12 protein-coding genes are annotated in these 15,286 nt (G+C 41.0%); all 12 read right to left on the bottom strand.

What is annotated here, in order from left to right:
- Window positions 1-110: 110 nt before the first annotated feature.
- Complete coding sequence (locus tag ACIQXN_RS17310) at window positions 111-1,745, bottom strand: PucR family transcriptional regulator (RefSeq protein ID WP_402969334.1); 1,635 nt, start codon at window positions 1,743-1,745, stop codon at window positions 111-113.
- Between the two features lie 255 nt (window positions 1,746-2,000).
- A complete protein-coding gene (locus ACIQXN_RS17305) occupies window positions 2,001-2,216 on the bottom strand; it encodes a hypothetical protein (protein ID WP_402969331.1) in 216 nt (71 codons plus the stop codon).
- Window positions 2,217-2,230: 14 nt separating this feature from the next.
- Window positions 2,231-3,715 (bottom strand): NCS1 family transporter, encoded by a 1,485-nt coding sequence (locus tag ACIQXN_RS17300; protein ID WP_402969328.1) that lies wholly within the window; start codon window positions 3,713-3,715, stop codon window positions 2,231-2,233.
- A 43-nt stretch (window positions 3,716-3,758) separates the two neighbouring features.
- Window positions 3,759-5,177, bottom strand: coding sequence for a dihydropyrimidinase (hydA, locus tag ACIQXN_RS17295; RefSeq protein WP_402969325.1), 1,419 nt, complete (start codon window positions 5,175-5,177; stop codon window positions 3,759-3,761).
- 15 nt (window positions 5,178-5,192) lie between these two features.
- On the bottom strand, window positions 5,193-6,479 hold the full coding sequence (preA, locus tag ACIQXN_RS17290; protein WP_402969322.1) for an NAD-dependent dihydropyrimidine dehydrogenase subunit PreA: 1,287 nt from the start codon (window positions 6,477-6,479) through the stop codon (window positions 5,193-5,195).
- 26 nt (window positions 6,480-6,505) lie between these two features.
- Window positions 6,506-7,864 (bottom strand): NAD(P)-dependent oxidoreductase, encoded by a 1,359-nt coding sequence (locus ACIQXN_RS17285; RefSeq protein WP_402969475.1) that lies wholly within the window; start codon window positions 7,862-7,864, stop codon window positions 6,506-6,508.
- 545 nt (window positions 7,865-8,409) lie between these two features.
- Complete coding sequence (gene hflX, locus ACIQXN_RS17280) at window positions 8,410-9,666, bottom strand: GTPase HflX (protein ID WP_402969319.1); 1,257 nt, start codon at window positions 9,664-9,666, stop codon at window positions 8,410-8,412.
- A 370-nt stretch (window positions 9,667-10,036) separates the two neighbouring features.
- On the bottom strand, window positions 10,037-12,157 hold the full coding sequence (locus ACIQXN_RS17275) for a heavy metal translocating P-type ATPase (RefSeq protein WP_402969316.1): 2,121 nt from the start codon (window positions 12,155-12,157) through the stop codon (window positions 10,037-10,039).
- Window positions 12,150-12,512 (bottom strand): ArsR/SmtB family transcription factor, encoded by a 363-nt coding sequence (locus tag ACIQXN_RS17270; protein WP_402969472.1) that lies wholly within the window; start codon window positions 12,510-12,512, stop codon window positions 12,150-12,152. Before ACIQXN_RS17270 ends, ACIQXN_RS17275 begins: the two co-directional genes overlap by 8 nt.
- A gap of 202 nt (window positions 12,513-12,714) precedes the next feature.
- The gene (locus ACIQXN_RS17265; protein WP_034304915.1) at window positions 12,715-12,915 is read right to left on the bottom strand and encodes a cold-shock protein; all 201 of its coding nucleotides are present in this window, start codon (window positions 12,913-12,915) and stop codon (window positions 12,715-12,717) included.
- A 339-nt stretch (window positions 12,916-13,254) separates the two neighbouring features.
- Window positions 13,255-13,755 carry a nucleotidyltransferase family protein gene (locus ACIQXN_RS17260; protein ID WP_402969313.1) on the bottom strand — a complete coding sequence of 167 codons (501 nt, stop codon included), beginning with the start codon at window positions 13,753-13,755 and terminating at the stop codon, window positions 13,255-13,257.
- Window positions 13,756-14,047: 292 nt separating this feature from the next.
- Complete coding sequence (locus ACIQXN_RS17255; RefSeq protein WP_402969311.1) at window positions 14,048-14,923, bottom strand: helix-turn-helix transcriptional regulator; 876 nt, start codon at window positions 14,921-14,923, stop codon at window positions 14,048-14,050.
- Between the last annotated feature and the right edge of the window lie 363 nt (window positions 14,924-15,286).

Here is a 15,286-nt window from a genome sequence, read left to right as displayed (position 1 = left end):
TTTGATGTCAGTATATTTTTGCCACGGAATTTTAGTCCTACCTGCCATGACTGTCTCCACATAGAAAAAAGGATGCCTTTTAGACACCCTTTCATTGCATGCATTAAATGTTAGTTCTCCACAAACCCATCCACTAAATTTTCATTTCCCTTTCTCTTGCGAAGTTTTAAATAATCTAGAGCAAAAATCATGAATTCGATGCCCAAACGTTGATCAGACCTCATGAAATTCGCACCTAATAATCTTTCTAATTTTTCAAGGCGATGGTAAAGCGTTTGTCGAACGATAAATAACTGTTTAGATGTCTCCTGTTTGGAGCCGTTACAAGCTAGATACGTTTTCAAGGTAGGCATCAACTCGCCATTATTTCGTTTATCATATTCGATTACGGGCCCTAGATATTCATACACGGTTTCTTCTAAATTTCCATGTTTATTAATGAGGGCAATCATTCTATACATATGTAAATCTTGATAAAAAAAGCTTTTGTTTTCTTCTGTTAGGGTCTCCTGAAGTAATAAAGTCTCACGTGCTGTATCGTAACTCTTATAAATTTCACTTAACTTTCCTACATATTTTCCAAATCCAATAGTAAGCATATTCATTCGGTTCCGGCCGGTAGCATCCATCTTCGCTATTCGATCCAATGCCCTCGTCACTCTTTCTTTCCAGTCTTCAGGTGAACGGTTATCCCCTAGGATAAAAACCAGATGTTGGTGAATCTCCATGGAAAAAACCTGAAATCCATACTGCTCAAAAACGGATCTAAACAGGATCTTGAAATATGTTCCATCTAATTTAGTAGAACTTTTATTATATCTTGTTTGTTGTTTGCAGATACAAACGATTCCGCCCGCCAATTGCATTTTCGGATCGATGTAAGAAAGCTGCTCTCGAATGGCTTCATCACTACATTCCCCTTCGAGCCAGTTCGTTAGCCACTTACTTTCTTCAGATATTTTCTTTTCTTCTAAATAGATTTCACGTAATAGATATTGTGCCAAAGCCGTAGCCGTTCGATCCAAGATGAGGGAATCAAAGTCGGTGAGCTCTCTATCACTACTATAGATGATTAGTTCCGCATAATTCTCCCCAAGAACACGAATCCTTTGTTTCAGAACGAATTTACTTGAGTGAAGTTTATCTTCAGAAATTTCTGTTAACAGTTGGTGGATAATTTTTTTCTTTATTTTAGGAATGTAGGCTATATCACTCTCATTAGAAACAAGCATAACCTGAACATTTAAATACGAATGAAGAAATTTTAGAATTGGTTCATAATGGTCGATTTCGAGGAGTTTTTTATTTAGCTGCTGGGAGTAGGTTTCTAAGTTGGAAATCATTTGATACTGTTTATTAATGATTAAAGAATGAATATCCTGAGTAATTTCAACAAAAGGGACTTCTTGATTAAATAAGATAAGAGGAAAACCATGCTCATCTGCAAGATCGATGGCAGACTGCGGAATGGACATGGAATGAGTAGCCATCTCTATACAGAGTCCTGCCGCTTCACACTTAATGAGCTGACTTAGATAAGAAAGAAATGTGCTATCGGAATCTTTCCATCCTAAACCGGTGGTAAGAATTAGTTCATTTCCATTTAATAAGTGGCTGATTTGGGTGACTTCCAAACAGTGGACCCATTTCACTTGGCGCTTTAATCCACTGATCCCTCCGACTACATCTGTCCGGTTAAAATGCCTGCGCTTAAGAATTTCCTCAATTGTAATCGACGTATTCATCCATCCACCATCCTTTTATAGAGCTATAGAATCTATTATAAACGGACAGTCAGTAAATCTCCAGATACTGGACATAATATCTAACGTCAAAATTCTACAAAATTTTCAGTTATTTTTGTAGAAATCATGCTATACATTTCATTTTCCTTAAGTCACCTACCTTTATATGTCGATATTCATTCATACATATCCATAAAAAATGACCTATTCAAGTGAAAATAGGCCGCCTTAACAATTCCATTTATGTTTCATTGTTTAATGGGGTTCTGTAAAAAGTAATGTCGAGAAATACTTTCTTCCTTCTGGTGTTTTGATATTTAACTGCTTCCATTCCTGTTTCGTTCCTTCAATCAATTCGAAATCAAGAAAAGCGCCACTTAAATTTTCAGAGACTCGGGTGATTTTGTACCCGCGTTCAAGCAAAAAATCAATTTGTTCCCTTTCTAAGCGATACTCTTGATATTCAGACATGTTCCACGCCCTCCTTAATTAACGTTCTTCCCGGCTAAAGACATATTCAGTAACTCTTTTTCGTCTTCTATTCTCTCTCCAATAACCCAATCCCTTCCAACGGAAATACCTAAATATTTCTCATCGCTCGGATCCATAATTTCCGCTTGTTCATACTTCTTAAACCACCAGTATTTAGCCAGTACATAATAGCTTGCACTTCCAAGTACGAAACCGACAATGAAAGAATAATTGGAGAATATCGTGGCACCAATTCCCCCAATAACCCAAGCAATGATCCCCGCCCAGTTTACACCGTTCATGTACTTATACTGTCCTTCACCTTCATATAAATCTGGTACATTGACACGGCGCTTACGTAGAAAATAATAATCGGCCACCAATATGCCCACAATGGAGGCTAATATCCCGCCGACAATTAATAAAACCTCGATGATAATGCCGAAAAGGCTCCACGGTTGGACAACGATACCAATAATCCCGGCTACAACAACCCCCGCCCAAAACGGCATTTTAGGACCCAATACATTCGAGAAAATTGTCGCTGCCGGAATGACATTGGCCGTAGTATTCGTTGACCATTGTGCAAAAACTATCATGAGTAAAAGGACGCCAAGGCTAATGCCGCTGGCTGACCCCTGTATAGCTACAACTGGATCATAATTGGAAACTGCCATGTAAGAAACCGCTCCAATAATGACCATGAACGTTTGGGTGATGGGATAGGTAATAACATTCCCTATAATTTGTCCCTTATTGCGCTTAAACCAATTCTTCTCATTTTTCGGTGCCTTTATGAAACGAGATAGCGTCGGCATATCCGCTGTTAACGTTCCCCAAAATCCCATATTAGACATGATGACGACCATGAAAGCTGTTACGGCCGCTCCCCCGGTAACCGGACTCTCAATCCAGGACCAAACTTCCCTGCCTTGTGCTATCGCTTGATCAGAAAGCGTAAAATACATCCAACCGGAAATCAAGATGATAACGGGGGCTGCCAAATCGGCAAACCGTTCGATTGACTTGATTCCCATCGCTGTATTAACCAATTGTAAAACTGCAAAAACGAGAAAGCAGATAAACCAATTGTCAAAGTTAAAAAGAGTAGCGAAAATGGCATTCATCGCCGTTGCACCAAAATAAGTGTTCAGACCAAACCAGCATGAGGCAACAAACGCCCTGACAAGCGAAGGAATATGAGTGCCTATCGTTCCAAAAGGTGCCCTCATGTATACAGGAAATGAAATACCATGCTCAACCCCTATATCCCCGGTCATTGTCATCAAAAAGCCAAGGACCACGCAGGCAATGACTGTAGCGAGTACAACCCAACCAAGCGATAGGCTTTGGATCCCGTTTCCTCCAATGGCAAAGGCGGCCAATACAACCGCCATTCCTACCCAGATGAATCCAAACCCCACTGCGCTAATGTTCTTCTCTCTATGCGGTATTGGCAGCAAATCGGGAGACTTTAAATAATCTTCTTTTTCACTCATCCATAAAATCCCCCTTTCATTTGCTTAAGAACTTCTGGCAACTTTAGACCGGAAGCTTTTGCTCTGAATCAGACTCGAGTGATGTATTGTATTTAGCCCGCTTCAAGAACTGTCCTTTTCCAGCCTCTCCTACAAATTGTTTATCCCGAATGACAAACTGACCGCGCGATAAGACCGACACCGGTTCACCTGTAACTTTCAGTCCTTCAAAGGCATTGTAGTCTACAGCCATATGATGGGTATCTGCAGAAATGGTCCTCTCCACTTTCGGGTCAAAGATGACAAGATCGGCATCGGATCCTACTGCAATCGTCCCCTTTTGCGGGAACAGCCCGAAAAGTTTAGCTACTCTCGTAGAAGTTATGTCGACAAACTGATTCAAAGTGATGCGGTCTTTTTTGACCCCCTCAGAATAAAGGATGCTCATACGGTCCTCAATCGTCGGACCTCCGTTCGGAATTTTTGTAAAGTCGTCACGCCCCAGGTCCTTTTGTCCTTTAAAGTCAAAGGAACATTGATCCGAGCCTATGGTTTGCAGCTGGCCTGTCTTTAAGGCATTCCATAACACTTCCTGGTCCTTCTTCTTCCTTAATGGTGGAGACCAAACATATTTAGCCCCTTCAAAATCGGGCTTTTCAAGATAGCTTTGATCCAGAACAAGATATTGAGGACATGTCTCTCCCCAGATATCAACGCCTTTATTTCTTGCTTCGGTAATCTTCTCTACCGCATCTTCGCAAGTGACATGAACGACGTAAAGTTGGCCATTTGCCATCTCCGTTAATTTCGCCGCTCTTCCGGTTGCTTCTCCTTCAAGCTCCGGAGGCCTAGTTAAGGCGTGATAAATCGGATCCGTTTGTCCTTTAGCGAGTGCCTGTTTTGTTAAATAATCGATGACATCTCCATTTTCCGCATGGACCATGACAAGTGCCCCAAGTTCCTTTGCCTGAAGCAAAGTCCGATAAAGGGTCGCATCATCTGCTTGAAAGACATTTTTGTAAGCCATAAACACCTTAAAAGAAGAAATCCCTTCTTTTTCGATGATGTTTGGCAGCTCAGCCAGCACCTCATCATTGATTTCACTGATCATGAGATGAAAGCTATAATCGATGGCTGCTTTGCCGGCCGCTTTGCCATGCCACGTTTCAATGGCATTCTGTAATGGCTCCCCTTTTTCCGTTAAGCAGAAGTCAATGACCGTCGTCGTTCCTCCATATGCTGCTGCAATCGTTCCCGTTTCATAATCATCCTTTGTGGTCGTCCCGCCAAAAGGCATATCCAGATGGGTATGTGGGTCTATTCCTCCAGGGAAGATAAGGGCCCCCTTGGCATCAATGATTTCCGCTCCATCCGCTGAAAGGTCTTTACCGATCAACGTTATGATTTCGTCTTCTATTAAAATATCTGCTTGATACGTATCTGCAGCTGTTGCAATGGTTCCGTTTTTAATAATTTTTTTCATAGATTTACCCCTCCATTATTTTACGAAATCAACACGTTCATTACCGATATTCCCAAGCAAACCCTGACGCTCATTCCATGTCATAGGAGCTAAATCGCTTTCCATTTCAATCATGTCGATGGCTCCATCGACCGGACATACGATTGAACAAAGATTACAGCCGACACAATCTTCTTCACGGACTCGTAAGAATGAGTTACCTGAAGTGTCCTTTAGCATATCAATGCATTGGTGGGAAGTGTCTTCACAGGCTATATGGCACTTATTACAGTTGATGCACACGTCATTATTGATGCGGGCCACTACTTTATAATTCAAGTCCAGGTTTCCCCAATCGGAATATCGCGGTACGGATTTTCCGACGATATCCATCACGGATGCAATTCCTTTTTCATCAAGATAATTAGACAGACCGTCAATCATGTCTTCAACGATGCGGAAACCATGATGCATGGCGGCGGTACAAATCTGTACGCCTGTCGAACCCATCAATAAAAATTCAACCGTGTCCTGCCAATTAGAAATGCCCCCAATACCGGAAATTGGTACATTAACCCTTGGGTTCCTTGCACATTCAGCTACCATATTCAAAGCGATTGGTTTCACTGCAGGACCACAGTATCCACCGTGGGCCCCTTTCCCACCTACATGGGGAATCGTGTTCCACGAATGAATATCCACCCCTGCAAGGCTGTTGATCGTATTGATCATGCTAATCGCATCCGCTCCCCCTCTTACAGCTGCTTCTGCCGTGACCGTGATGTCGGTAATATTAGGGGTAAGCTTGACGATGACCGGTTTCGAGGCCACTTCCTTCGCCCAATATGTTTGTTTTTCCACCAGCTCAGGCACCTGACCCGAAGCAGCTCCCATTCCTCGTTCGGCCATCCCATGAGGGCATCCAAAATTCAATTCATAACCATCCACGCCCACAGCTTCTATCCTTTTGATAATTTCATGCCACTTTTCCTGCTGCGGCTCAACCATTACGGACGCTATGATTGCATGATCCGGAAATCTCTTTTTCGTTTCATATATTTCCTGGAGATTCACTTCAAGCGGTCGATCCGTAATCAGTTCGATATTGTTGAATCCCGCTACTCTTTGTCCATTAAAACCGACAGCTGCAAAACGGGAGGAAACATTGAGGATTGGATCCCCAAGCGTCTTCCAGACAGCTCCTCCCCATCCGGCTTCAAAAGCCCTCTGGACTTGATACCCCGAATTAGTTGGTGGGGCCGAAGCAAGCCAAAAGGGGTTAGGAGATTTAATACCTGCAAGATTAATTGATAAATCAGCCATTGATACGCCTCCCTATTCTCATTTTATTAAGCTATGTCTTCTGCCTTGCTCATTAAAATTCCATCAATCTCATAAGCTGTCATTTTCCCTTGTTGAGCAGCGGAAACGACCATCGCCTCTCCTTGGCCCTTCCCAAAGATGACATCCCCACAGGCAAATACCTTCTCATTGGACGTCTTGTAGGAATCTCCGGTCAATGTAACGACGCCCCCATCGTGCTCAATGTTGAATTGTTCAATCAGATCAACATACCGTGATTGTCCTATCGCACGAATCACACCATCAGCTGGCAAGATAAATTCAGAGCCTGCAATCGGAATCGGACGTCTGCGTCCATCTTCCCCTGCCTCGCTAAGTTCCATTTTCACACACTCGATGCCCGTTACCTGTCCCTTTTCATCAGCCACAATTCTAGAAGGATTCGTCAACCAATGAAAATGGACTCCTTCCTGTTTGGCAAACTCATATTCAAAATCATAAGCTGTCATTTCCGCCTGAGTTCGACGATAGATGATCCCAGCTTCTTCAGCCCCAAGACGGACCGAGCAGGTTGCAGCATCGATTGCCGTATTTCCAGCACCTATGACCACCATCTTCTTGCCAACAAATTTATCAGTAATAGCCTCCGTTTTCGTTGCTTTAACGAAATCGATTGCGTCGTATACTTCAGCCAAGTCCTCTCCTTCAATACCTAGTTTCGGTACTTCGGACATACCAATTGCTAAAATAACAGCATCATAGTCCTTAACCAGTTGTGTAGCGGCAATGTCCACTCCCACCCTGGAATTCGTTCTTATCTCGACATCAAGGCTCTTTACTTGATCTACTTCCCAATAGGAGATGTATTGTGGCAAACGGAAGGAGACTATTCCGTACGTGTTCAATCCGCCAGGGTTCTTCTCGGCTTCGAAGATGGTTACGCTGTAGCCAAGCAAGGCCAATTCCCTTGCTGCAGACAAGCCCGCAGGACCACTGCCGACAATGGCGACCGTTTTGCCATTCTTCTTGCCGGCCTTGAATAGAGCTTGTTTATTTTGAATGGCCCAATCTGTGGAATAACGCTGGAGATCTCCAATAGGGATTGGCTTTGTAGAATGATTCAGGACACATGCCCCTTCACATAGCTCTTCTGTCGGACATACCCGCGCACAGCTGGCACCGACCGGATTGGCCGTCATGATCGTTTTGGCCGAACCCTTTAAATTCCCTGATGAGATTTTTTTTATAAAAGTTGGAATGTCTATCCCTGTAGGACAGGCTTGGATACAAGGAGCATCATAACAGTATAAACATCGATTAGATTCTTCCAGCGCCTCTCTTGGGGTTAAACCCCTCTCTGCCTCTTGGAAGTTTCTCTTCAAATCGTCTTTTAACGCGCTTGTCATATCCATCTACTATTCTCCTTCCAAAGAAATTATTGTGGAAAATAAAAAGGTAGGAATTGCTTTTAGTCTTCGCCTCAGCAACATCCTATCCCTACTTTTATGATGATTTATGGCTGTAGCACTGTCATTTTCTCTTTACAGGTTACACTTATAATCACCAATTGCCCCCTATTCATTTATTATTATCAAAATAAAATGAATATTCTTTATTTTATAATAGTAGAAAGGGAGTTACATTATACAAAGTGTAAAATAAAGCTAACTACATAATGTGCACTATGTAAGAACTATGTTATGTTTCTTTACAAAAACCGATAAATATAATCAGTATCCTACATTTTCTTGCTAACTATTCGCCATTTTTCGTATGCTTTACATACTTATCAACAAGTTGTCCACAAAATAGAAAGCCTCGAAACTTCATTTCAAGTTTTCGAGGCTTTCTCCCTAAGTATCCACAAGTTATGCACATATATATCATATGAGTACAACTTGCACACACTTATTAACATGTTCTGAAAATCCGGCATAGAAAGGCAATATAATTAGTCCGTCACATAATCTTGATATTTTTCGTAATCTGTCTGCTTGCATTCAAGTTTTATTTTGGTTCCGTTTTCCTCATATTCGGTTTCCGTTATATGGCCGTTTTCATTAAAATAAGATACTAACTGTCCCTGATCGTACGGAATCAACATTTGACAGTGAATATAGTCCTTAAAGATATGACCCCGAACTAGATCTATCAATTCCTTGATGCCCACCTTATGCTTGGCTGCCATATAAACGGAATCATGGTTAACCTGTGGAATTTCGATATCAGTCATATCCGCTTTATTATAAGCAAAAATAGTCGGTATTTCTTTAATGCCGATATCCTCTAGAGTCTGTTCGGTTATTTCTATTTGTTGTTCATGATTAGGATTGGAATAATCGACAACATGTATCAATAAGTCAGCCTCAACCACTTCCTCTAAGGTGGAACGGAATGCCTTAACCAAATGGTGCGGCAGTTTAGACACGAATCCGACCGTATCCGTCAGTAAAAACTCCTTATTATCCGGCAATGGAATGTTTCTAACGGAAGTCTCAAGTGTAGCGAAAAGCATATCCTTTTCAAGTACCTGTTTTTCCGATGTAGGATGGAACATGTCAATTAACGCGTTCATGATCGATGATTTCCCGGCATTTGTGTAACCCACTAAAGACACAACAGGTATGGCATTCTTTTTGCGTTGTTTTCTCTGAGTTTGACGGTGTGCTACAAGCTCCTCCAATTCCTTATTCAATACACTGATGTTCTCCTCAATTCTCCTGCGGTCAAGTTCAAGCTGCTTTTCCCCAGCTCCCTTGTTGGTACCCACTCCACCGCTCTGGCGACCTAATGATTCCCTTAACCCGATAAGGCGAGGTAGCATATATTGAAGTTTTGCCACTTCTACCTGGAGCTGGGCTTCCTTCGTCTTAGCACGTTGCGCGAAGATCTCTAAGATGAGAATAGAGCGGTCAATCACCTTACAATCCATATCTCGCTCCAAGTTTCGCAGTTGTGAGGGTGACAGTTGGTCATTAAAAATCACAACATTCGCATCCTTATGCTCCACTAGAGCTTTTACTTCGTCAATTTTCCCTGTCCCGATGAAATGTGAAGAAGTGACCCGATGTAGATTCTGCGTGATGCTTCCTACCACTTCCACCTCACAGGCTTCCGTTAAATTGGCAAGCTCCTCCATGGAATAAGTAAAATCCTTTTGATTATTCAGATTGACTCCTACTAATATTGCCTTCTGGTGTAACTCCATCCTTCCAAATCCCTTCCTGAACTCCCTTAATCTATTTCAACAAACGCACAAAACCGTGGTCTGCATTCCTTAAAAGTCAGCCACATTGTAGCACACTACCCATTCTGTTCAAAGTATTAGCCTGGATATGCTTTCAATATATCCTAATTTCACAACAAAATAACAGAACTCTACATTAGTCCGTTTCTTTCCATCCCATTAAGTCACGGTCTTGGAAACTTTCCTAATAATTAGTTCATGGAATTTTAACGTTTCACATGAAACGGTAACAATAAAAAGGGTTTCCGTATTCCTTAAAAGGAATCAAGAAACCCTTTATCTTTCACTCTTTTATTCTTTTATTCTTTTATTCTTTTATTCTTTTATTCTTTTATTCTTTTATTCTCAGCAATCTTAGACTGTTCAACGTCACAAGCAACGTCGCACCCATATCGGCGAAGATCGCCATCCAAAGTGTTAACCAGCCCGGTGCAATCAACAATAAAGCCACTACCTTAATCGCCAATGAAAACGTAATATTCTGCTTAATGATCTTTAACGTTTTCCTGCTTAATGAAATGGTGTACGGCAGTTTCGATAAATCATCACCCATCAGGGCGATATCTGCTGTTTCAAGAGCTGTATCTGTACCTGCTCCTCCCATCGCAATCCCTACCGTGGAAGCTGCCAAGGCAGGGGCATCATTGACACCATCGCCAACCATGGCCACTCGGTCATACTTCTGTTTCCATTGTTTGATGGAGGAGAGTTTATCCTGAGGCAATAATTCCGCTTGAATCTCATGAACACCAGCAGCTGCGCCAATTACTTTTGCCGTCCCGATATTATCCCCGGTCAGCATGATCGTTTTTTCAATCCCCAAGGCATGTAATTTACTGATAGCTTCCTTACTGCTTTCCCTTATTTCATCCGCCACGGCAATCAGTGCAAGAACATTAACTTGATTGCCCAGAACCATCACCGTTTTTCCTTCGTTCTGATAGTCAAGGATCTGGTTTTGAACAGATTCAGAAATGGTTAGGTCCACTTCATCAAAAAGATTTGGTTTACCAATGTAATAGACTTCTTGATTAATTGTTCCTTTCAACCCTTTACCTGTTAAAGCTGTGAAATCTTCAATCATGAGAGAACGATAGTCTATGGCCTGGCTATCCGCTTGTTGGAGAATGGCCGTCCCCAAAGGATGTTGCGAACGACTTTCTAAAGCAGCAGCAATTCCTAAAGCGTCCCTTTCACTCATGTCAACAACCATCATCGAAAAATTCGTCACTTCAGGTCTTCCCTTTGTCAAAGTACCCGTTTTATCAAAAGCAATCGCCTTTAAGGCACCCGCTTCTTCCAAATGGATTCCGCCTTTGATTAGGACACCGTTTTTCGCTGCATTCCCAATGGCTGTCACAATGGCAATGGGTGTGGAAATGACCAATGCACAGGGACATCCAACCACTAGCACAGTCAATCCGCGGTAAATCCATTCTCCCCATTCTCCCCCCATCATCAGTGGTGGAATGATTGCAAGTGCCAACGCAATCAGCATAATGGCCGGAGTATAGAATTTTGCAAATTTATCAACGAATGCTTGAGAAGGGGCCTTCTCTGCTTGTGCCTCTTCTACAAGATGAATGATTTTAGCAATCGTCGTATCCTCAACCCTTTTCGTGACTTCCACTTCCAAAAGGCCTTCGCCGTTCAACGTCCCAGCAAACACTTCTTCTTCGACTGTTTTAAATAGCGGCTCCGATTCACCCGTAATGGCGGCCTGATTCAGTGTGGAGGCACCTTTTATGATCCTTCCATCCATCGCAAGCTTCTGGCCGGGTTTGACGATCATGGTGTCGCCCACCTCAATGGCATCGACAGCCATCATCATTTCATGATGGCCCCTCCGGATCAGTGCCTCTTTAGGAGCAATGTTCATAAGGGACTCAATTGAGTTTCGGGCTTTATCCATTGAATATTTTTCAAGTGCTTCACTAATAGCAAACAGGATGACCACAGTTGCACCCTCGCCCCATTCACCCAGGACTGCCGCTCCAATAATGGCTACTGTCATGAGCGTATGCATATCAAAACGAAGTCTTATCAGGTTTTTCAAACCATTCATGAATAAAGAGTATCCTCCGACTAAAATGGCGGTCCCATAACCAAGTACCGGCAAAAGACTACCTTCTCCATATTGCCGTTCCAGCATCCAACTGATAAAAAGGAGAATAGCCGAAAGAACCACCTTGAGATTCTCTTTTTGCTTCCAAATCGGTTCTTTTTCTGTCACTTGCTCCTGTTCGGTTCGAATTTTCAGATTATCAAAGGCTCCAGCCTTCTCAATATCTTCAATCGTCGCGCTTCCGGAAACGGATATCTTCGAAGCCCCGAAATTGATCTTTGCTTCCTTCACTCCGTCAAGTCCTCGTACATTGTTCTCAAACTTTGCTGCACAATTCGTACAGGACAGCCCTTGAATTCGATACGTCTTGTATTGAGACTCATCCATTTACTCTCACCTCCTGTTGATGGGCTAATGCGATAAGGATTAATTGTTTTATATGATCATCATCTAACGAATAAAAAGCTAATTTTCCTTCTTTCCTGTATTTCACAATGGAATGTTTATATAGAGTACGGAGATGATGGGAGGTTGTTGCCATGGAAGCCCCGATGATATTTGCCAAGTCACATACGCATAACTCTTCATCCTCACAAAGTGCATAAGAGATTTTCACCCGGTTTTCATCACCGATTACTTTAAACAACTTCGACATACTTGAAATATTAACCTGTCTTATTTCATTTTGGATACGGTTCACCTTTTCTTCATCATGCAGGTGAACCTCACACATGTCTTTCATTTCATCCATCTTCTCACATCCATTCATTCAAACCTACATTTGATTATAATATACCACATTTTACATTATACTCAAACCACCATTTGAATGTGTACGAATTCATTCCATTTTTAAAAATATATACACGTTTTAAAGGTTAGGTTATTTTTATACAACAAAAAAGGCAGATCCTATAAGGATCTGCCTTTTTTGTTTTCAGAAATTATGCTTTTTGAACGTTAGAAGCTTGAGGTCCGCGTTGACCTTGTTCTACTTCAAAAGTAACTTCTTGGCCTTCGTCTAAAGATTTGAATCCTTCGCTTTGGATAGCTGAGAAATGTACGAATACATCGTCTCCGTTTTCGCGTTCGATGAAGCCAAATCCTTTTTCTGCGTTAAACCATTTCACTTTACCTTGTTCCATTGTTGTTGCCTCCTAGTGCTAAAGCACATTGTATTACTATCCTTGCTCTAAGTCATCATCGAAACGAAAAGTAGTACTTTTAGTATTCTTAGTACCGAACATGAATAATTAAACTAAGCATACCATCAAATGGTAGGGATTGCAAATAGTTTAAGCAATCTTTTTCAATCCGTTTCTTTTAAGCCCTAAAACTAAAAGGAAACCTTAATCAAAAACACCCCTGTTTAATAAATAAAATTGAAAAGATCAAGTGAAAAATCTCCACCACTTATTACAAGGGACTCGTGCATTTGGGGTTGGCCGGAAAATTCCCAAATAGGAAAGTGACTCTGGACTTCCTTACATTTCTATATATAAATCTCGCCAAATTTCATCCCACTTTTTCTCCTGCATACGCTCACTATAGACGGGATATAATTTATTATTTCTTTTATATAATGGTGTAGGTTTTACTATCATTTCAAATAAATCAGACAATCCATAAGGTGTCATCACTTCTAGCTTATTATTATGTAATTTCACAGCGATTGCCGTTGGAATTTCAGGGAAATGAGCTACGCCATCATAAGAGGACTCGTAGGGATGAGCACCATTTTTTTCGTGCATGCGTGCTTGATTTTTTACAGACCAAGGTTGCTTCGGCATTAGCCCCTCAAGAATCTTTTCTAACTCCCTCTCCTTGCTTACCGAAGTATCTGTTCGGTCAAAATAAATAACGTCTATATCGTTGATAGGGGTCTTGATATGATGTAAGACATCCCACACTTTGTTTCGAAGCAATCCTGCACAAACCCAACAATCATTCATATTTACCTGTTCAACAACTTCTAACACTGACATGATGTATGGATCATTCGTCATGATTTCTTTGAAGAGAGTTTTATAATTTTTCAGGATTCATCCACCTTCCTCTTCTGGAAATATAATTTCAATTGAAAAAAATTGGCTTTATGACAAAAAACTCACCCTTTTGAGGCAGAGTGAAAGGCAAGCGATGATTTGCTATATTTATAGAAGAGAAAGATACCCGGGTTTCTTTAGTCTGCTTTATTATCCTCTTTTGGATTCTTCCACCCTAATCCCAATGATGTATACAATGCAAATATTATCTCAATACAAACGTCTATCATAATCATATTTCATCAAACCCTAAATTCACCGGCTCCAATGGTAGATACTCCTGCTGTAATATATTCGTTGTAGGAACGGTAGTATCAACTTCTTCAAACTTAAAGCCATCTGCCCATACTTTTCCTTTTCCTATTAAAAGCACCCCAAAGTGAATGGATGCACTATCACTTGGAATATCTAATACAACAGAATAAATATTCCAGTTCGTTGTACCATGTATCGAACGGTTATCCATATTATCAAATTGAATCATGTCACCTGAGGCATTATCCACCCGACACCAGACGCCACATTTTACAACTTTCTCTGTTTTTAAGAAACAGGATACTTTAATACGTTTCCCTTTCCAGTTATCTGCTGAAAAACTCTGCATCATCGTTCCGAATTGCCCTTCGCCTACATCGTTTTTTGAAGCCAGTAAACCTGATCTTGTTCCTGCATGAAAAACTTTCGGGTCGGTTAACATTTCATAAAGATTAGGGTGAGAACCACTTAATAGCCACCCTTTAATATTTGTTTTCTCTGTCATTTCAACTTCCTCCATTCCTTGTAGTGTTCGCATCAGCTTGCGATATTTACCTGGTGGCATTTTATATAGCTCTTTAAAAGAACGTGTAAAAGCTTCTTGTGACTGGAATTGTAGGTCAAAGGCAATTTGAATAATTCTTTCATCTGAATAGAGTAAATACATTGCAGCTGTCGCTAGTCTTCGCTTACGGATATATTCACTGATTGATATGCCTGTTTCTCGCTTGAAAACACGTGACAAGTAAAATTTGGAATAACCAAGTTCAAATGCATAATCCGCTAATTTCCAGTCATCTAGCAAACGGTCTTCTAAGAAATAAATAACATCTTGTGTTACCTTGCTATACATTTAGCTCACCTCACTTTTGAGTGTAAAGGAATTTATAAAGGTAATTTTGATATCATTTGCTATTCGAATTAAAATTCTAATTATTTCCTTTTTTTATATAAAAAAAGATGGCCTGAAATTTCAATTCAACCCACCCTAGACTACAATTCTATATGAAATTATTTAAATCCTTTCTTTTTTTCGCCTAAAGCTTATATGCCCTAACTGAGTTTCCCATCATTTTTATATTCTTTCGTTTATAGATATAAAAACACCCCTTTAGGTAATCTTGAACTATACCCCGAATAATGGACACGATAAAAAAAGTCCCTTATTCGGGGTTTTTCTATGTCCTCATATTAAAACCCCGTTTATAATCAATTT

Source organism: Peribacillus sp. NPDC097295, from assembly GCF_044761665.1.
In the GTDB taxonomy this organism is placed as follows: domain Bacteria; phylum Bacillota; class Bacilli; order Bacillales; family DSM-1321; genus Peribacillus.
Note: the sequence above shows the minus strand (reverse complement) of the source record. Positions and strands in the feature narration are given on the sequence as shown.